Source organism: Bradyrhizobium cedriense, from assembly GCF_054602315.1.
The window spans coordinates 284,335-301,016 of sequence record NZ_JBTSWB010000005.1; the positions used below are offsets into that span (position 1 = coordinate 284,335).

18 protein-coding genes are annotated in these 16,682 nt (G+C 65.4%); 5 read left to right on the top strand and 13 right to left on the bottom strand.

Going from position 1 to position 16,682, the window contains the following annotated elements:
* Positions 1-13: 13 nt before the first annotated feature.
* From ACYCVF_RS22565 to ftsE, 3 genes are all read right to left on the bottom strand, one after another.
* Positions 14-718: a YdcF family protein gene (locus ACYCVF_RS22565; RefSeq protein WP_459600388.1), complete on the bottom strand. Its 705-nt coding sequence runs from the start codon at positions 716-718 to the stop codon at positions 14-16.
* 123 nt (positions 719-841) lie between these two features.
* Positions 842-1,810 (bottom strand): cell division protein FtsX, encoded by a 969-nt coding sequence (locus ACYCVF_RS22570; protein ID WP_459600390.1) that lies wholly within the window; start codon positions 1,808-1,810, stop codon positions 842-844.
* A complete protein-coding gene (gene ftsE, locus ACYCVF_RS22575; RefSeq protein ID WP_459600392.1) occupies positions 1,803-2,462 on the bottom strand; it encodes a cell division ATP-binding protein FtsE in 660 nt (219 codons plus the stop codon). The genes ACYCVF_RS22570 and ftsE overlap by 8 nt, the downstream gene beginning before the upstream one ends.
* Before the next feature lie 203 nt (positions 2,463-2,665).
* Between ftsE and ACYCVF_RS22580 the strand changes: the two genes are divergently transcribed.
* Positions 2,666-3,544 (top strand): MJ0042-type zinc finger domain-containing protein, encoded by an 879-nt coding sequence (locus ACYCVF_RS22580; protein ID WP_459600394.1) that lies wholly within the window; start codon positions 2,666-2,668, stop codon positions 3,542-3,544.
* Positions 3,545-3,649: 105 nt separating this feature from the next.
* Positions 3,650-4,024 (top strand): response regulator, encoded by a 375-nt coding sequence (locus ACYCVF_RS22585; RefSeq protein WP_459600396.1) that lies wholly within the window; start codon positions 3,650-3,652, stop codon positions 4,022-4,024.
* Between the two features lie 100 nt (positions 4,025-4,124).
* Here the strand turns inward: ACYCVF_RS22585 and ACYCVF_RS22590 are convergent, their stop codons facing one another.
* The gene (locus tag ACYCVF_RS22590; RefSeq protein WP_459600398.1) at positions 4,125-6,794 is read right to left on the bottom strand and encodes a TIGR02302 family protein; all 2,670 of its coding nucleotides are present in this window, start codon (positions 6,792-6,794) and stop codon (positions 4,125-4,127) included.
* A 167-nt stretch (positions 6,795-6,961) separates the two neighbouring features.
* Between ACYCVF_RS22590 and ACYCVF_RS22595 the strand changes: the two genes are divergently transcribed.
* Positions 6,962-7,345 carry a carboxymuconolactone decarboxylase family protein gene (locus ACYCVF_RS22595; RefSeq protein ID WP_028134137.1) on the top strand — a complete coding sequence of 128 codons (384 nt, stop codon included), beginning with the start codon at positions 6,962-6,964 and terminating at the stop codon, positions 7,343-7,345.
* 112 nt (positions 7,346-7,457) lie between these two features.
* On the top strand, positions 7,458-8,366 hold the full coding sequence (locus ACYCVF_RS22600; RefSeq protein WP_459600401.1) for an NAD(P)-dependent oxidoreductase: 909 nt from the start codon (positions 7,458-7,460) through the stop codon (positions 8,364-8,366).
* A 171-nt stretch (positions 8,367-8,537) separates the two neighbouring features.
* Here the strand turns inward: ACYCVF_RS22600 and lysA are convergent, their stop codons facing one another.
* From lysA to argH, 3 genes are all read right to left on the bottom strand, one after another.
* Positions 8,538-9,803 (bottom strand): diaminopimelate decarboxylase, encoded by a 1,266-nt coding sequence (gene lysA / locus ACYCVF_RS22605; protein ID WP_459600403.1) that lies wholly within the window; start codon positions 9,801-9,803, stop codon positions 8,538-8,540.
* Between the two features lie 23 nt (positions 9,804-9,826).
* On the bottom strand, positions 9,827-10,111 hold the full coding sequence (lptM, locus tag ACYCVF_RS22610; protein WP_061024545.1) for an LPS translocon maturation chaperone LptM: 285 nt from the start codon (positions 10,109-10,111) through the stop codon (positions 9,827-9,829).
* Positions 10,112-10,203: 92 nt separating this feature from the next.
* Entirely contained in the window at positions 10,204-11,601 is a 1,398-nt protein-coding gene (gene argH / locus ACYCVF_RS22615) for an argininosuccinate lyase (RefSeq protein WP_459600405.1), read from the bottom strand.
* Between the two features lie 101 nt (positions 11,602-11,702).
* On the opposite strand from argH, the gene tlpA reads away from it, so the two are divergent.
* A complete protein-coding gene (tlpA, locus tag ACYCVF_RS22620) occupies positions 11,703-12,368 on the top strand; it encodes a thiol:disulfide interchange protein TlpA (protein WP_459600875.1) in 666 nt (221 codons plus the stop codon).
* 4 nt (positions 12,369-12,372) lie between these two features.
* Here the strand turns inward: tlpA and ACYCVF_RS22625 are convergent, their stop codons facing one another.
* The 6 genes from ACYCVF_RS22625 to ACYCVF_RS22650 all read right to left on the bottom strand — a co-directional run bounded on the left by ACYCVF_RS22625 (position 12,373) and on the right by ACYCVF_RS22650 (position 16,361).
* The gene (locus ACYCVF_RS22625; protein ID WP_028182113.1) at positions 12,373-12,567 is read right to left on the bottom strand and encodes a hypothetical protein; all 195 of its coding nucleotides are present in this window, start codon (positions 12,565-12,567) and stop codon (positions 12,373-12,375) included.
* 71 nt (positions 12,568-12,638) lie between these two features.
* Entirely contained in the window at positions 12,639-13,520 is an 882-nt protein-coding gene (locus ACYCVF_RS22630) for a 3-hydroxybutyryl-CoA dehydrogenase (protein WP_459600877.1), read from the bottom strand.
* A gap of 187 nt (positions 13,521-13,707) precedes the next feature.
* A complete protein-coding gene (locus ACYCVF_RS22635; protein ID WP_459600408.1) occupies positions 13,708-14,652 on the bottom strand; it encodes an electron transfer flavoprotein subunit alpha/FixB family protein in 945 nt (314 codons plus the stop codon).
* Positions 14,652-15,401, bottom strand: a complete 750-nt coding sequence (locus ACYCVF_RS22640; protein ID WP_459600410.1) for an electron transfer flavoprotein subunit beta/FixA family protein — start codon at positions 15,399-15,401, stop codon at positions 14,652-14,654. Before ACYCVF_RS22640 ends, ACYCVF_RS22635 begins: the two co-directional genes overlap by 1 nt.
* Before the next feature lie 125 nt (positions 15,402-15,526).
* Entirely contained in the window at positions 15,527-16,099 is a 573-nt protein-coding gene (locus ACYCVF_RS22645) for a cob(I)yrinic acid a,c-diamide adenosyltransferase (RefSeq protein WP_459600412.1), read from the bottom strand.
* 67 nt (positions 16,100-16,166) lie between these two features.
* On the bottom strand, positions 16,167-16,361 hold the full coding sequence (locus tag ACYCVF_RS22650; protein ID WP_028178512.1) for a twin transmembrane helix small protein: 195 nt from the start codon (positions 16,359-16,361) through the stop codon (positions 16,167-16,169).
* Between the last annotated feature and the right edge of the window lie 321 nt (positions 16,362-16,682).

The following is a 16,682-nucleotide window of genomic DNA, read 5'->3' on the forward strand; positions in this document are numbered from 1 at the left end:
GATCAATTGTCGATCAATTGGCCTGTGCGGTGGCGGGCCGCTTCGGCTGCTGAGCTGCAGGCTGCTCCGACATCTCGGGCGCAAGGTCAATCCCGAAGTCCTCCAGCCGTACCCTGAGCTCGGCCGCGATGTACTTGACATATTCCAGCAGGAGCAGCCGCAGCGTCGAGCCGGAGGTCCACCACGGCTCCTCGCGCCATTTGTCGCCGACCACCGCGAATGGGATCAGCGTCGCCTGTGGCATCGCATGCGAAAATTCGACCAGCGCGCGCGGCATGTGATAGTTGGAGGTGACCACGATCAGCGATTTGAACCGGCGCCCCTCGGCCCAGCGCCGCGCTTCCGCCGCGTTGCCGCGGGTCGAGAGCGCGGTTCGGTCGAGGTCGACGCAACAGGCCATGAAGGACTGGTTCTCCGGCAAGGTCCGGGAGATGTCGTTCGCCGTCGAGGTCGGATGCACGCCGGAGATCAGGAGCCGTCTGCCATAACCGGCAGCGAGCAGCTCCATGGCGTCCGATACCCGCGAGGAGCCGCCGGTCAGCACCACGATGCCGTCCGCCCTGCGGTCCGGCACCTTCTCGGCGCCACGCAATTGCGACAGGAATACAACGAAGCCTGCCGCCGCGCCGACGAAGGCAAGTGCGATCGTCGACACGATTGTCGCGCGCAGCCAGCCGCGTGGCAATTTCGGCGATCGATCGTCGGTCGGCGAGGTCATGCGATGTCGGTGATCCCTTCCCTGAGCTGATTTTAAGACGTTTTGAGGCGAAGTGGAGTCCGGTCTACCGGGCGTCGTGAACGCAAGGGATAGCTCCTCTCGCCGCGTTCGCAGGTGCCCTCCTCAATCAACATCATTCAACGTCGCAAACAGCGTCTGGCGCGAGGCTACCGCGGTGATGCCGGCAATCAGCACGGCCTGGACCGCGAGCACGATGTAACCGGATGGCCGCAGCGAGAAGGTGCCGAGCAGCGCGGCGAACTGGTCGCCAACGGGGGTGCCGGAAAACCATCCTGCGACGGACTCGGAGAAGCCAAACACCAGCATGGCGGCGCCGCCGCCGATCACGCCGCCCTCGAGGCCCAGCCTGAGGAAATGACGCAGGAAGTGATTGGCGATGTAGCGGTCGCCGGCGCCGACGAAGTGCAGGACCTCGACGATCGGACGGTTCGCCGCCATGGCGCCGCGGGTCGCGAACGAAACCGAGATGATCGTGGCGATGATGACGAGCGCGAGGATGCCGAGTCCGGCCAGCACGGTGGCGTTTGTCATCAGGCGCATGCGTTCGATCCAGGCGCGGTGATCGTCAACGCTGGCGCCCGGCGCGACCTGCGTCACGCGCGCGCGCAAGGCGCCGAGATCGAGCGGCGTACCCGGCTGCACGCGCGCGATGATCATGCGGGGCACCGGCAGATCGTCCATCGACAGGCCGGTGCCGAGCCAGGGCTCGAGCAGCTTGCCGCTCTCCTCCCTGGTGAAGGGCTTGACCTCGAGGATGCCGGCTTGCCCGCGCAACGCCTCCGTGACGGCTGCGGTGTCGCGCTCGAGGTCACGGCCGGCCTGCGGACGAACCTGTATGGTGATTTCGCTCGCGACGTCCGACTGCCATTCGGCGGCGGAGGCACTTACCAGCAACACCGTGCCCGTGGCCATCGAGGCGAGGAAGGTCATGATGGCGACGACGGCAACCAGCGCGCGGCCATGGATCGAGGCGCGCGGCACGATCGGCGACATGTTGCGCGCCCTGGCCGGAAGCTGCGGACGCTCCTGTCCGAGATCGACCAACACGCCGCGCTCGTCGCTCCTACTCATAGATGTGCAACCGTCCCTGATGCAGCACCAGGCGCCGCGCCTCGTACTGATCCATCAGGTCGATGTCGTGCGTAGCGATGATGACGGCGGTGCCCGATTTGTTGAGCTCGATGAAGAGCCGCAGCAGGCGGCGGCCGAGCGTCGGGTCGACGCTGCCGGTCGGCTCGTCCGCGAGCAGCAGCTGCGGCCGCGAGATAACGGCCCGCGCGATCGCCGCGCGCTGCTTCTCGCCGCCCGACAGGATCGGCGGGAGCGCGTCCATGCGGTCGCCGAGCCCGACCCAGCGCAGGAGGTCAATCACCTCCTTGCGGTAGCTCGACTCGTTGCGGCCCATGACGCGGAACGGCAGCGCGACGTTCTCGTAGGTCGTCATGTGGTCGAGCAGGCGGAAATCCTGGAGCACGATGCCGATGCGCTTGCGCAGATCCGCGATCTCGTCCTTGCCGAGCTGCGAGATGTCGTGGCCGAACAGATTGACGAGGCCCCGCGTCGGCCGATGCGAGAGAAACAACAGGCGCAGCAGGGACGTCTTGCCGGCGCCGGACGGTCCGGTGAGAAACTGGAACGAATGCGCCGGGATCTGGAAGCTGAGATCGCGCAGGATCTCCGGCCCCAAGCCGTAACGCAATCCGACATTTTCGAACCGAACCAAGTTCAGCTCCGTTCGAGAGGGGGCGCGGGCCGCACGGCTGCGCGCCGCCATGCGCGATCAACGGCTTTTGCCGCCGTTATGGTTTCCGGTTCGTTAACGGTCGCCCTGTAGCATAACTCGGAGCATCCCTGCCGCCCGGTTTTCCGCGACCCGATCCTCGTCAAGACTTGTCCAACACCTCGTTCGTGCATCAAGGCTCGTCCATGCATATCGTCTGCCCCCATTGTATGACATCCTACGCCATCAAGCTCGCCAGCCTGGGGGCGAACGGACGAGCGGTCCGCTGCTCTCGCTGCAAGGAGACCTGGATCGCCCATCCCGAGGATGCCATCGAGGAAGCGTCCGTCCCGGCAATGGCCGCGGCCAGCCGAGCCGACGAGCAGTCCGATCTCGCCGAACAATGGAACTCCTATGCCAAGGACGAGGGCGGCACGACGACGCCTGTCGTCGACAGCCCGTCGATCGCGAGCGACTGGCCGGACGAGGAGGCCCGCGAAGCCGAGGACGAGTGGTCGGCGGCGGCCCGGCAAGTCGAGGAGGACGCTCCCGGCGCACAGCACCAGTCCTGGTTCCGCAGCCTGTTCCGCCGCCGCGGCGCGCGGGTGAGCCGCCCGGCCGCCCCCGCGGCTCCGCGCAGATCTCATTTTGGCCTGCCGACCGCCTGCGCTGCGATGGGTGCGCTGGTACTGGCCCTGGTGATCTGGCGCGGCGACGTGGTCCGGCTGCTCCCCCAGACGGCTGCGTTCTACAAGATGGTTGGGCTCGAAGTGAACCTGCGGGGCCTCGCCTTCAAGGACGTCAAGCTCTCCAGCGAGACGGTTGACGGTAAGCAGGTGCTGGTGATCGAAGGCGTGATCGTCGGCGGCGGCAAGAAGCCGCTCGACATCCCGCGGCTGCGCTTCGCCGTGCGCGACGCGCAAGGAGCGGAGATCTACGCCTGGAATACGGTTTTGGAACAGACCGTGCTGCGGCCCGGCGAGCGCGCCTTCTTCCGCTCGCGTCTTGCCTCGCCGCCGCCGGAGGGGCGCAACATCGACGTTCGCTTCTTCAACCGGCGCGACATTGCCGGCGGCAGCGTATAATCGATCAGCCAGTTATTGGAGCGTGATTCTTGCGGAAAACCGCTACGCACTTTTCCGGATCATGCTCGAGGTCCCGCACGCAAGGTTGATCCCAAGGTTGGTCTCATGCCGAAAATCTTGATCGCCGATGACGAGGATTCGATGCGCCAGTTGGTGGCGCGTGCCATCGCCATGGACGGCCACGAGACCGTCACTGCCCAGGACGGCGCCGAGGCGCTGGAGATCCTGACCCGCGAGGACGGCGCTTTCGACCTGTTGCTCACCGACATCCAGATGCCGGTCATGGACGGCATCGCGCTGGCGCTCTCCGCCGCGCGCGATTTCCCTGACCTGACCATTTTGCTGATGACCGGCTTTGCCGACCAGCGCGAGCGCGCCTCGAACTTGAATGCGCTCGTGCATGACGTCGTAACCAAGCCGTTCTCGGTCGCCGACATCCGCACGGCGGTGGCGGATGCGCTGGCGGCGAGGAAGAGGTAGCGGCGCGTAGCTTAGAAGCCCGCATGAGCACAGCGACATGCAGGACTTTCGGCTCCCGGATATCGCTTTGCTCGTCCAGGCTACAAGACCGGACTGGGCCTCAAAACTCCTTCAGCAGCCGCTCGATATAGTCGAGCTCGATCTGCGGGCGCGATGGATCGCCGAGACGACGGCGGAGCTCTTCGAGAATGCGGCGGACACGCTGGGTGTCGATCTCGCCGGGAATCTTGACCGTATAATCGTCGCCATATTCGCGCCCATGCAGCGGACGGCCCAGCGGGTCGGTCTGGTTGCCACCGCTCTGCTGGCGGCCGGCGCGTTGGCCGGGGCCGTCGCCCTGACCGTCGCCATCGCCCTGCTGCATCGCCTCGGCCATCTTCTGCGCACCCTTGCGCATCGCGTCGAGCGCCTTGCCCTGCGAGTCCACGGCGCCGTCGGCATTGCCCTCGCCGAGCTTTGATCCCGCATCGCCCATGGCGCCGTCGGCAGCGTCCAGACTCCCGTCGTCATCGCCCTGGTCGCCGTCCTGATCGCCGTTCTGGCCGGACTGACCCTGCTCCCCTTGCTGACCCTTCTGTCCCTGCTGGCCTTTCTGTCCCTGTTGGCCTTGTCCCTTTTCTCCCTTCTGCGTGAGGCCGCGCTTGGCAAGCTCGTCCTGCAGCTTCTTCAGGCGGTCGCGCAGCCCCTGCTGGTCCTGCTGCAGCTCCGACATGGACTGATCGCCCTGCTGCTGCTTGCCGCGCGAACGTTCGCGCCGGGAATCCTGGCCCTGCTTGAAGGTCTTGTCGCGCAATTGCTGCTGCTTGCGGATCATGTCGCCGAGCTCGTTGAGCGCCTGCTCCATGTCGCTCTCGCCGGACTGTCCCGGCTGCGCCATCTGGAGGCCTTCCAACATCTGCTGGAGCTGTTCGAGCAACTGTTTGGCGGCATCCTTGTCGCCGGAGCGCGACAGGCGCTCCATGCGGTCGATCATGTTCTGCAAATCCTGCTGGCGCAGGACTTTGGTATTCGGGTCGAGCGGCCGCGCCAGCTGCTGCGGATCATTGTTGTTGCGGAACTGCTCGGCGAGCTGGCGCATGAAGTCGTTCAGCGCCTGACGCAGGTCCTGCGTGAGTTTCTTGATCTCTTCGTCGCTCGCGCCGCGCTCCAGCGCCTGCTTCAGCGCGTCCTGAGCGGCCCGCAGCGCCTTCTCGACGTCGGAGATCTTGCCGTCCTCGATCGTCACCGCGAGCGCCCACAGGCTTGCCACGACCTCGCGCAGGGCATCATCGGTGCGTGCGGCCTCGAGCTGTCGGGAAACGCTGTGCAAGCCGAGATACTGTCCGGGTTCCGGCGTGAACATCTCGGGCGCGATCATCAGTGCGTCGAGCGCGGCATACACGTCGGAATTCTTGTTGGCGTCGAGTGCGAGAATGCGGCGCTGCTCGATCAGTGCACGTGCCAACGGCTTGGTGAAGAGCCGTTCGGGCAGGCGCATGTTGAACGGTTCGCTCGTGGCCTCATTGCCGGCCTCGTCCTTGGCCGTGAGGGTCAGCGTGACCTCGGCGCCGGCATAGGGATCCTCGCTGAGATCCTTCACCGACTGTCCGACGCCGTTGCGGGTCCGCGCATTCGGCAGCGCAAGCGGGAATTGCGGCGGCTGGAACAGCGGACGCGGGGCCGTCCTGGGATCGCCGTCGCCGGCAGCAGCCTTATCGCCCGCAGCTTTGGCGCCGTCCCGGGCATCGATCGGGCGCGGGGCAAACTTGGCCTCGGCGCCGGTGACACCGTAGTCGTCCTCGATCTTGTAGGAGAGCTGGAGCGCGCCGCGTGCCTGGCGCTCCGGGTCCTTGGCGAGTGCGATCGTCGGCGCGCGGTCCGGCGTTGCCGCAAACGCCCATTGCGGCTGGCCGGTGGGCGCACGGACATGCGCTGTACCGTCGCCGGAGATGGCAAAATGCCTTTCGTTGGTGCCCTTGGGTGCGGCTTCAGTGGGAGCGACTTCCTTGAGGCCGCCGGAAACGGCCACATCCAGGCTGCCGCCGGAGGAGCGCACGATCAGGGTCGAGCCCGCGGGAACGGCGAGCGGGCCGCTGGCTGGCAACGCGGCAGCCTCCCTGTTGGCAGCGGACAAGATGACAGGCGGCTTGCCGGTGTAGAGTGGCGGCGTCACCCAGGCATCGACGCGGACATTGGTCGGCGCCAGCACCCCGTTCCAGTCGAAGGCGGCGCCGAGCCGCATCGCACGCTCGTTGCCCGCGGCGAAGAACGTCGCCACCAGCATCACCATGACGAGTGCGCGCAGCGCCCAGGGATCGTGAAGCGCGAGCCGCGGGTGCGGCACACCGGCGCGGATGCGCTTGATGGAAGCCAACGTACGCTCGCGCTGCGCCTGCCACAGGGCCTGCGCGACCGGGTCCTGCGAGGTCAGCGTGTCCGTGAGGGTGGTGGCCGGGCGGTGCCGGATGCCGGAGCCTCGGTCGAGCCGGGCCAGCGCTTCCTCTCGGCTCGGCCAGCGGAAGCGAATCAACGGGAACAGGGCGACGGCCGCAATCGCGGCGAAGAGGGCGAGGCCAATGGCCCGCGCGAGGAACGGCAGCGCCAGCCAGAGGCCGGCCCAGGACACCACCAGGAACAGGCCGGCGACGGTCAGAAGTCGCGCCACATTGGGCCAGGCACGCTCCCATGCGATGGCATAAGTTGCCCGATCGAGGGCCTGCGCCAGCTTCAGCCGCGACAGCGCATCGCTGTTGCGGATCGGGTCTGACGGGTCGGGGGTGACGCCGTTCAATCAACTCTCCAGGTTGCCCGGTAGAGAAGCCTATCACAACGGCAGCACTGAGGCATCCGTTCCTGTACGGGAGAGCCTCCTTTTCCCGCATAACACGAGGACGTGACTGGGGCGGCGCAACCCCGTAATTTCCGCGCGCCATCCCCGAGGGAAACGAAGGAAACGCCATGGACAAGAAGATGCACGACAAGGGCCTGGAAGTCCGCAAAGCGGTGCTGGGCGAGGCCTATGTCAACAACGCCCTGAAGAACGTCGATGATTTCAACCGTCCGTTCCAGGAGATGCTCAACGAATATTGCTGGGGCACGGTGTGGGGCCGCGAGGAGCTGCCGCGCAAGACCCGCAGCATGCTCAACATCGCCATGATCGCGATCCTCAACCGCCAGCACGAGTTTCGCGCGCATCTCAAGGGCGCGCTGACCAACGGTGTGACGCGCGAGGAGATCCGCGAGATCCTGATGCAGGTCGCGATCTACGGCGGCATGCCCGCCGCGGTCGACAGCTTCCGGATCGCGCGTGAGGTGTTCGCGGAGATCGACGGGAAGGCGTAGCCAATTCCCCGCTGGCGTCCCGGATCGAGGCGCGCTTCAGCGCGCGTTTCCGGGGCTTCGGGGATGAAACGCGCATCTTCCACGACGACAAGAAAGCAAAAAAGGAAACACCATGGACATCGGATTCATCGGGCTCGGAAACATGGGCTTCCCGATGGCGCGGCGGCTGATCGAGGCGGGACACAAGCTCGTCGTGTTCGACACGCGCAAGGAGGTGGTCGACAGACTGGTGGCGCGCGGCGCCCTGCCAGCGACGTCGCCGAAGCACGTCGCCGACCAGGTCGAGACCGTGATGGCGAGCCTGCCTTCGCTGCAGGCTTCACTCGAGGTCGCAACCGGGGCGAACGGCGTGATCGAGGGAAGCCGCGCAAAACGCTTCATCGATCTGTCGACCGTCGGCTCGACGATGGCGACGAAGATTCACTCCCTTCTGGCCGAACGCAAAATCGTGCAGATCGACAGCCCGGTGTCCGGCGGCGTCGGCGGCGCCGAGAAGGGAACGCTGGCGGTGATGGTGTCGGGACCGAAGGCCGAGTTCGAGCTGCTGAAGCCCGCGCTCGACGTGATCGGAAAGGTGTTCTTCATCGGCGAGAAGCCCGGCGCGGCGCAGACCATGAAGCTCGCCAACAATTTCCTGTCGGCCACAGCGATCGTGGCAACCTCGGAAGCGGTGGTGATGGGCGTGAAGGCAGGGCTCGATCCCGCCGTGATGATCGACGTCATCAATGCCGGCTCCGGCATGAACACGGCGAGCCGCGACAAGTTTCCGCGCGCGGTGCTGCCACGCACGTTCGACTTCGGCTTCGCGACCGGGCTGATGGTGAAGGACGTGCGGCTGGCGCTGGAGGAGATGAAGCAGCTCGGCCTGTCGATGGACGTTGCCGATGCGGTCGGGCGACTATGGGAGACCGTGATCAGCTCGGAAGGTGCCGAGTCCGACTTCACCGCCGCGATCAAGCCGATCGAGAAGAAGGCGGGCGTTGTGGTTGGTGGAGCAAAGGGCGGATTGGCGGGGAAGTAGTTTTCCGCGCTCCACTCGTCGTCCCGGGGCGCGCGAAGCGCGAGCCATAGCCACGGGAAAAAGTTTTGCGAAGACTCGGAGTTACAGCTTAGCCCAAGACCCCTTCCTGTGGTTATGGATCCCCGCCTTCGCGGGGATGACACCGCGGCTCTTGAGACGGCGTCGCACCCCTCACAGCCAGGGCGCGGCCTTATCCATCGCGATGAGCTGCTCGACCTCGATGCGCGGGCGCACCACGGCGTATTGATCGCCCTTCACCAGCACCTCGGGCACCAGCGGGCGCGTGTTGTAGGTGCCGGCCTGGACGGCGCCATAGGCACCCGCGGTCATGATGGCGAGGAGATCGCCCGCCTTCGGCGTCGGCAGCGTGCGGTCGAGCGCGAGATAGTCGCCGGTCTCGCAGACCGGGCCGACGACGTCGGCCATGATCGTCGCCGCATCCTTGGCCGGCTGCTTCACCGGCAGGATGTCGTGATGGGCCTCATACAGCGTCGGGCGGATCAGATCGTTCATCGCGGCGTCGATGATGACGAAATTCTTGCCGTCGCCGTGCTTCACATAGATCACCTTGGCGACCAGGATGCCGGCATTGCCGACGATCATGCGGCCCGGCTCGAACATCAGCGTGCAGCCGAGATTATGGCTGACGCGCTTGACCATGGCGGCATAGGCGGCGGGCTCCGGCGGCGCATCGCGGTCCATGTCATAGGGAATGCCGAGGCCGCCGCCGAAATCGACATGGCTGATGTCGTGGCCGTCGGCGCGCAGCGTCTGCACGAATTCGGAGAGGATGCGGAATGCGGTCTCCATCCCGGAGAGGTCGGTGATCTGGCTGCCGATATGCACGTCGGTCCCGGTCACTTCGATGCCGGGCAGCCTTGCAGCGCGCGCATAGACCTCGCGGGCATGCACGATCGGGATGCCGAACTTGTTCTCGGACTTTCCGGTGGAGATCTTGGCATGCGTGCCGGCGTCGACGTCGGGATTGACACGCAACGAGATCCGCGCGGTCTTGCCCATCTCGGTCGCAAGGCGCGACAGCAGTTCGAGCTCAGGCTCGGATTCGACGTTGAGACAGAGAATGTCAGCGGCGAGCGCCGCGCGCAGCTCGTCTTCCGTTTTGCCCACGCCGGAGAATACGATCTTGCCGGCGGGAATGCCGGCGGCAAGTGCGCGCTTCAACTCGCCGCCGGAGACCACGTCGGCGCCGGCGCCCAGCTTGGCCAGCGTGCGCAGCACCGACTGGTTGGAGTTCGCCTTCATGGCGTAGCACACCAGCACCTTCTCGCCGGCGAAGGCCTCCGTGAAGACGCGGTAGTGCCGCTCGAGCGTTGCGGTCGAATAGCAATAGAACGGCGTGCCGACGGTTGCGGCCAGCTCGGACAGGTTCACCGCCTCGGCGTGCAGCACGCCGTTGCGATAGTCGAAATGGTTCATGGCGCAGGCTCGCTTGTCCCGGCTTATCTCTTGGCGGGAGGGTCGTCCAGGAGCGGATCTAGAATGAACGGCTTCTTCCTGCCCTTGGCTGCGGCGGGCGCGGCATCCACCCCATAGGTGGGGTTGAACACGCTCGGCGTCCTCTGGGCTTCGGCTTCGGTATCGGTCGGTGCGGCACCGCCAGCGGTGGAAGCGGTCGGCGGCAGATCCAGCGGGCCCTTGCGGCCGCATCCGGCAAGCGCGAGTGCCGTCAGGCTCAAGACAATGATGGCCCACCCCGAGCCGGCCGGGCGAAACTTTGACGTCACGACGAAATCCCCACTAAGCGGCCGCACCATACAGAGATTGGCGCGCTCTGGCGAGAGCCGGATGACCATGAAACATAAGCGAAATTTTGCCCTCAGCCCAATTTTCGCTCTTTTCCCAGCCACTTCGCCCAGGCCTTGGCCTGCGACGCCACGTTCTTCGGCGCAGTGCCGCCGAAGCTTGTGCGGCTCTTCACCGACGATTCGACCGAGAGGACGCCGAGCACGTCCTTGGTGATCTTGGGCTCGATCGCCTGCATCTCCTTCAGCGGCAGCTCGTGCAGCGCCACGCCCCCCTCGGCGGCCTTGGCGACGATGCGGCCGGTGACGTGGTGGGCCTCGCGGAACGGCATCTTCAAGGTCCGCACCAGCCAGTCGGCGAGGTCGGTCGCGGTGGCGTAACCCTCGCCCGCGGCCGCTTTCATCTTCGCTTCATCCGGCACGAGGTCGCGGACCATGCCGGTCATGGCGCGGATCGCGAGCGACAGTGCGGCAAAGCCCTCCATGGCGCCCTGCTTGTCCTCCTGCATGTCCTTCTGATAGGCGAGCGGCAGGCCCTTCATCACGATCAGGAGGCCGTTGAGCGCGCCGATGACACGGCCGGTCTTGGCCCGCACCAGCTCGGCGGCATCGGGATTGCGCTTCTGCGGCATGATCGAAGAGCCGGTCGTGAACTTGTCGCTGAGCCGGATCAAGCCGACCAGCGGCGAGGTCCAGATCACGATCTCCTCGGCGAAGCGCGACATGTGCACGGCGCAGATCGAGGCTGCCGACAGCGTCTCCAGCACGAAGTCGCGGTCGGAGACCGCATCGAGCGAGTTCGCCATCGGGCGGTCGAACAGGAGCGCCTTCGCGGTGGCATGGCGGTCGATCGGGAACGAGGTGCCGGCGAGCGCGGCAGCGCCGAGCGGCGATTCGTTCAACCGCTTGCGCGCATCCTGGAAACGGCCGCGGTCGCGCGCGGCCATCTCGACATAGGCGAGCAGATGGTGGCCGAAGGTGACTGGCTGCGCCGTCTGCAGATGCGTGAAGCCGGGCATCACGGTGCCGGCATGCTCCAGGGCGCGCTCCACGAGCGCCTGCTGGAACGCGGCGAGGGCGGCATCGGTCTCGTCGATCACATCGCGGACGAACAGACGGAAGTCGGTGGCGACCTGGTCGTTGCGCGAGCGGGCGGTGTGCAGCCTTCCGGCGGCGGGGCCGATCAGCTCCGACAGGCGGCTCTCGACATTCATGTGAATGTCCTCGAGCGCGCGCTTGAATTGGAAGCCGCCCTTGCCGATCTCTGACAAAATCGTGTCTAGACCCTTGCCGATATTTTTCGCATCAGAGGCGGTGATGATGCCCTGCGTGGCCAGCATCGCGGCATGGGCCTTGGACGCGGCAATGTCCTGGGCAAACAGGTGACGATCGACGTCGATGGAGACGTTGATCTCTTCCATGATCTCGTCGGGACGTTCCGAGAACCGGCCGCCCCACATCTTGTTGCTCATGATCCCCTGCTCACGCCTTGATTTGCCGTACGTTTGCCGGCCGCAGCCAGCCGTATTAAGAGGCCCCTGATAGCCACATCTGCGACCGGATGACAAACGATATGCTCGACAAGAAGCCCTCCGCCACGCGCCGCGCCCCCCTCGTCATTGCCACCTTGGCGATCGCGGGCCTGGCCGGCTTCGCCGCGCTGTATGGGCTCGGCCTGAGCCGGGCGCCATCAGGCGATCCGACCTGCCGGTCCGCGGTGGCCACGGCGCAGAAGATCGCGCCGCTGGCGCATGGCGAGGTGGCCGCGCTGACGATGGCAAGCGCTCCGTTGAAGCTGCCCGACCTCGCCTTCGAGGACGCCGACGGCAAGCCGAAAAAGCTGTCCGACTTTCGCGGCAAGACGCTGCTGGTGAACCTCTGGGCCACGTGGTGCGTGCCCTGCCGCAAGGAGATGCCGGCGCTGGACGAGCTCCACGGCAAGCTGTCTGGCCCGAATTTCGAGGTGGTGGCGATCAACATCGACACCCGCGATCCGGACAAGCCCAAGACCTTCCTCAAGGAAGCCAATCTGACCCGGCTCGCCTATTTCAGCGACCAGAAAGCCAAGGTCTTCCAGGATCTTAAGGCCATAGGCCGGGCGCTGGGCATGCCGACCTCGGTGCTGGTCGACCCGCAGGGCTGCGAGATCGCGACGATCGCTGGGCCGGCGGAATGGGCGAGCGAGGACGCGCTCAAGCTGATTCGGGCCGCGACGGGCAAGGCCGCCGCATCCCTTTAGAAATTCAGGCGGTGACGTTGAGATTGCCGCCGACGCCGGGGCCAACATTGGCCAGCGAGGGTTGGCCCGCGCCCATCAGCGTCAGGACGGTCGACTTTTCCATGTCCATGTTCTGCTTGGTCAGCGTCGCCGCAATATTCGACTGCAGTGCGCCTTGCTGAGCGGCCAGCATGGTGCTGACCATCGCCATCATGTCCATTACGCGAACCCTCTTACCGGCCGTAACCTAGGCGCGAGAGGTTAACGCGACATGAACTGTCACGAAGCGGATCAGCGCGTCGGAACCGGCTTGGCGCCGCGGTAGTCGTAGAAGCCGCGCTGGGTCTTGCGGCCGAGCCAGCCGGCCTCGACGTATTTCACCAGCAGCGGACACGGGCGGTACTTGGAGTCGGCGAGCCCCTCATGCAGCACCTGCATGATGGAGAGGCAGGTGTCGAGGCCGATGAAATCGGCGAGCTCGAGCGGGCCCATGGGATGATGGGCTCCGAGCTTCATCGCAGCATCGATCGCCTCGACATTGCCGACGCCTTCATACAGCGTGTAGATGGCCTCGTTGATCATCGGCAGCAGGATGCGGTTGACGATGAAGGCTGGAAAATCCTCGGAGACCGCGACCTGCTTGCCGAGCTTGCCGACGAATTCCTTGGCGGTCTCGAAGGTGGAGTCGTCGGTGGCGATGCCGCGGATCAGCTCCACCAGCTCCATCAACGGCACCGGGTTCATGAAGTGAATGCCGATGAAGCGCTCGGGGCGGTCGGTGGCGGCGGCCAGCCGCGTGATCGAGATCGAGGACGTATCGGAGGCGACGATCGCCTCCGGCTTCAACACCGCGCAAAGCTCGTGGAAGATCTTGCGCTTGACCTCTTCCTTCTCGACCGCGGTCTCGATCACGAGGTCGCAATCGGCGAGGTCATCGAGCTTCTCGGCGAGCGTGATGCGCGCCATCGCCTTGGCCTTGTCGTCCTCGGTGACGGCCTTCTTGGAGACCTGTCGTGCCAGATTGCCGTTGATGGTGGCCATCCCCGACTTGAGGCGGTCGGCCGAGATGTCGTTGAGCACCACGTCGAAGCCGGCAAGCGCCGCAACATGGGCGATGCCATTGCCCATCTGACCCGCGCCGATCACGCCGACCTTCTTGATCACTGCCGCCATCATGTCATCCACCGGAACGGCGCGCTTCGAGCGCACCTGCCTATCCCCTTGAGCCGGGAGGTCCGATTTAATCAGAACCTTGGCTCGAAACCTAGATTGGATCGCTTCGAAGGCGCGCCCAACGCCAAAGAAACCGCCTCAAAATGCAACACCGGCCGGAGTTCATCCCTCCGGCCGGTGTTCGATATTACTTGCCGAGCTTGCCGAGTTCGGCCGTCAGCTCCGGAACTGCCTGATAGAGGTCGGCGACCAGGCCGTAATCGGCAACCTGGAAGATCGGCGCATCCTCGTCCTTGTTGATTGCGACGATCACCTTGGAGTCCTTCATGCCGGCCAGATGCTGGATCGCGCCGGAAATACCGACGGCGACGTAGAGCTCGGGCGCCACGACCTTGCCGGTCTGTCCGACCTGCCAGTCGTTCGGCGCATAGCCGGCGTCGACCGCCGCGCGCGAGGCACCGACGCCGGCGCCGAGCTTGTCGGCGAGCGGCTCGATGTATTTGGCGAAGTTCTCGCGGCTCTGCATGGCGCGGCCACCGGAGACGATGATCTTCGCCGAGGTCAGCTCGGGACGGTCGCTCTTGGCGACTTCCTCGCCGAGGAACGACGACAGGCCGGGATCGGCCGCTGCCGCCACGCTCTCGACCGGCGCGCTGCCGCCTTCGCCTGCTGCGGCGAAGGTGGAGGTGCGCACCGTGATGACCTTCTTGGCGTCCTTCGACTTCACCGTCTGGATGGCGTTGCCGGCATAGATCGGACGTTCGAACGTGTCGGGGGCCACTACCTTGATGATCTCCGAGACCTGCATGACGTCGAGCAGGGCGGCGATGCGCGGCATCACGTTCTTGAAGCGCGAAGTCGCGGGCGCGACGATCGCGTCATAGCCCGACGCCAGCGACACGACCAGTGCAGCCAGCGGCTCGGCGAGATCGTGCGCGTAGAGGTCGCCATCGGCGAGCAGCACCTTCTTGACGCCGGCGAGCTTGGCGGCGGCATCAGCTGCGGCCTTGGCGTTCTGGCCGGCCACCAGCACCTCGACGTCCGCGCCGAGCGCGGCCGCCGCGGTCAGGGCCTTGTTGGTCGCGTCCTTGAGCGACGCATTGTCGTGTTCGGCAATCAGAAGCGTCGTCATCAGAGCACCCCGGCTTCGTTCTTGAGTTTCGACACCAGCTCGGCGACGTCCTTGACCTTGACGCCCGCCTTGCGGCCCGCCGGCTCCGTGGTCTTGAGCACTTCGAGACGCGCAGCGACGTCGACGCCGTAATCGGCGACGGTTTTCTCCGCGATTGGCTTCTTCTTGGCCTTCATGATGTTGGGCAGCGAGGCATAGCGCGGCTCGTTGAGGCGGAGGTCGGTGGTGACGATCGCCGGTCCCTTGAGCTTCACGGTCTGGAGGCCGCCGTCGACTTCGCGGGTGACCTTGAAGTCGGACCCTTCGACCTCGAGCTTCGAGGCGAAGGTCGCCTGCGACCAGCCGAGCAGCGCGGCCAGCATCTGGCCGGTCTGGTTGCTGTCGTCGTCGATCGCCTGCTTGCCGAGGATGATCAGGCCCGGCTGCTCTTCTTCAGCAACCTTCTTCAGGATCTTGGCGACCGCGAGCGGCTCGACACTGCCTTCAGCCTTCACGAGGATGCCGCGGTCGGCGCCCATGGCGAGACCGGTGCGGATCGTCTCCGACGCCTGCGCAGGTCCAATCGAGACCACCACGACCTCGGTCGCCTTGCCGCCTTCCTTCAGGCGCAGCGCTTCCTCGACCGCGATCTCATCGAACGGATTCATGGACATTTTGACGTTGGCGAGTTCAACGCCCGATCCATCGCCCTTAACGCGGACCTTGACGTTGTAATCGACCACCCGCTTTACCGGCACCAAGACCTTCATCGATCCTCTTTCACTCAATCTGGGAGGGGGTTATCAACTGGCGCGGAACCTAAAGGCCTGATCTGCCCCGGTCAACGCGCGAACCGGTCTAATTTTGGCCTTCTGAAATGCGGGCGCTCGATGGGTCAGCCGTTCTGGCCGGGAACCCAGAGCACGTCGCCGGCACCATTGCCGTTGGCGGTCCGGCTAGCCACGAACAGGAAGTCGGACAGGCGGTTCATATATTGGATCCCAGCCGCATTGACCGGCTCGCCGGCCCGGGCCGCCAGTTCCACGATCACCCGTTCCGCCCTGCGGCATATCGTGCGCGCCACATGCAGATGGGCAGCGGCGGGCGTGCCGCCGGGAAGCACGAAGGAGGTCAGCGGCGCGAGCTTGTCGTTGAGCGCGTCGATGTCCCGCTCGAGCCGCTCGACCTGACTCGTCACCACGCGCAGCCGTTCGGCTTTCCCCTCCCGTTCGGGCACGGCGAGATCGGCGCCGAGGTCGAACAGATCATTCTGGATGCGGCCGAGCATCGCATCGAACTCGGGCATGCCCCCGGTGTGGAGCCTGACTACGCCGATCGCGGCATTGGTCTCGTCGACGGTGCCATAAGCCTCGATGCGCAGATCGTATTTCGCACGACGCTCGCCGGTTCCAAGCGCGGTCGAACCATCGTCGCCGGTCTTCGTGTAGATGCGGTTCAGCACCACCATGCTGGTTTCCTTGATTTTAGGACATGATCTTGTCGGAGAACCGCGGCGCACTTTTCCGGATCATGTCCTACCGCCCCATCGCCCAGACCGCGAGCATCGCGATGATGATCGCCACGAACTGAAGCAGCACGCGCCAGCGCATCAGCTTCTGCGAGGTATTGGGCGAGCCGCCGCGCATCATGTTGATGAGCCCGAGCAGCAGCACCAACGCCACGGCGCCGGCCGCCGCCGGCAGGATGAAAGTACTCAGGAGAGATGCCATCGGGCGTAGATAACACCGTGTGCGCGGATGCGCCATGGCGTTCCCGATCTGGCTTTTGAGCCAATAATATCAGAAGCTCACGAGATGACTTCCGATTTGCCTGCGCTGCCGGTCCTCTTCGCCTCTCCCCGCTTGCGGGAAGAGGTCGAATTCGATCGCGGATCGGATTCAGGTGAGGGGAAATTTCCACGAATTCAGCTCTCACCGCCTTCGCGAAGGCTCCCCCTCACCCGCCGCGCTGCGCGCGTCGGCCTCTCCCCGCAAGCGGGGCGAGGCAAACCACGCCGCAGGCAGGGTGAGCAAGCATCGGCCGCCAACACG

Coding starts and splice junctions, on each gene's coding strand:
- ACYCVF_RS22635 (WP_459600408.1), bottom strand. CDS start 14,652: ATGACGACGCTTCTGATTGCCGAACACGACAATGCGTCGCTCAAGGAC.
- ACYCVF_RS22585 (WP_459600396.1), top strand. CDS start 3,650: ATGCCGAAAATCTTGATCGCCGATGACGAGGATTCGATGCGCCAGTTG.
- ACYCVF_RS22600 (WP_459600401.1), top strand. CDS start 7,458: ATGGACATCGGATTCATCGGGCTCGGAAACATGGGCTTCCCGATGGCG.
- ACYCVF_RS22570 (WP_459600390.1), bottom strand. CDS start 1,810: ATGAGTAGGAGCGACGAGCGCGGCGTGTTGGTCGATCTCGGACAGGAG.
- ACYCVF_RS22580 (WP_459600394.1), top strand. CDS start 2,666: ATGCATATCGTCTGCCCCCATTGTATGACATCCTACGCCATCAAGCTC.
- ACYCVF_RS22645 (WP_459600412.1), bottom strand. CDS start 16,099: ATGGTGGTGCTGAACCGCATCTACACGAAGACCGGCGACGATGGTTCG.
- ACYCVF_RS22595 (WP_028134137.1), top strand. CDS start 6,962: ATGGACAAGAAGATGCACGACAAGGGCCTGGAAGTCCGCAAAGCGGTG.
- lysA (WP_459600403.1), bottom strand. CDS start 9,803: ATGAACCATTTCGACTATCGCAACGGCGTGCTGCACGCCGAGGCGGTG.
- tlpA (WP_459600875.1), top strand. CDS start 11,703: ATGCTCGACAAGAAGCCCTCCGCCACGCGCCGCGCCCCCCTCGTCATT.
- argH (WP_459600405.1), bottom strand. CDS start 11,601: ATGAGCAACAAGATGTGGGGCGGCCGGTTCTCGGAACGTCCCGACGAG.
- ACYCVF_RS22630 (WP_459600877.1), bottom strand. CDS start 13,520: ATGGCGGCAGTGATCAAGAAGGTCGGCGTGATCGGCGCGGGTCAGATG.
- ACYCVF_RS22650 (WP_028178512.1), bottom strand. CDS start 16,361: ATGGCATCTCTCCTGAGTACTTTCATCCTGCCGGCGGCGGCCGGCGCC.
- ACYCVF_RS22640 (WP_459600410.1), bottom strand. CDS start 15,401: ATGAAGGTCTTGGTGCCGGTAAAGCGGGTGGTCGATTACAACGTCAAG.
- ACYCVF_RS22625 (WP_028182113.1), bottom strand. CDS start 12,567: ATGGACATGATGGCGATGGTCAGCACCATGCTGGCCGCTCAGCAAGGC.
- ACYCVF_RS22565 (WP_459600388.1), bottom strand. CDS start 718: ATGACCTCGCCGACCGACGATCGATCGCCGAAATTGCCACGCGGCTGG.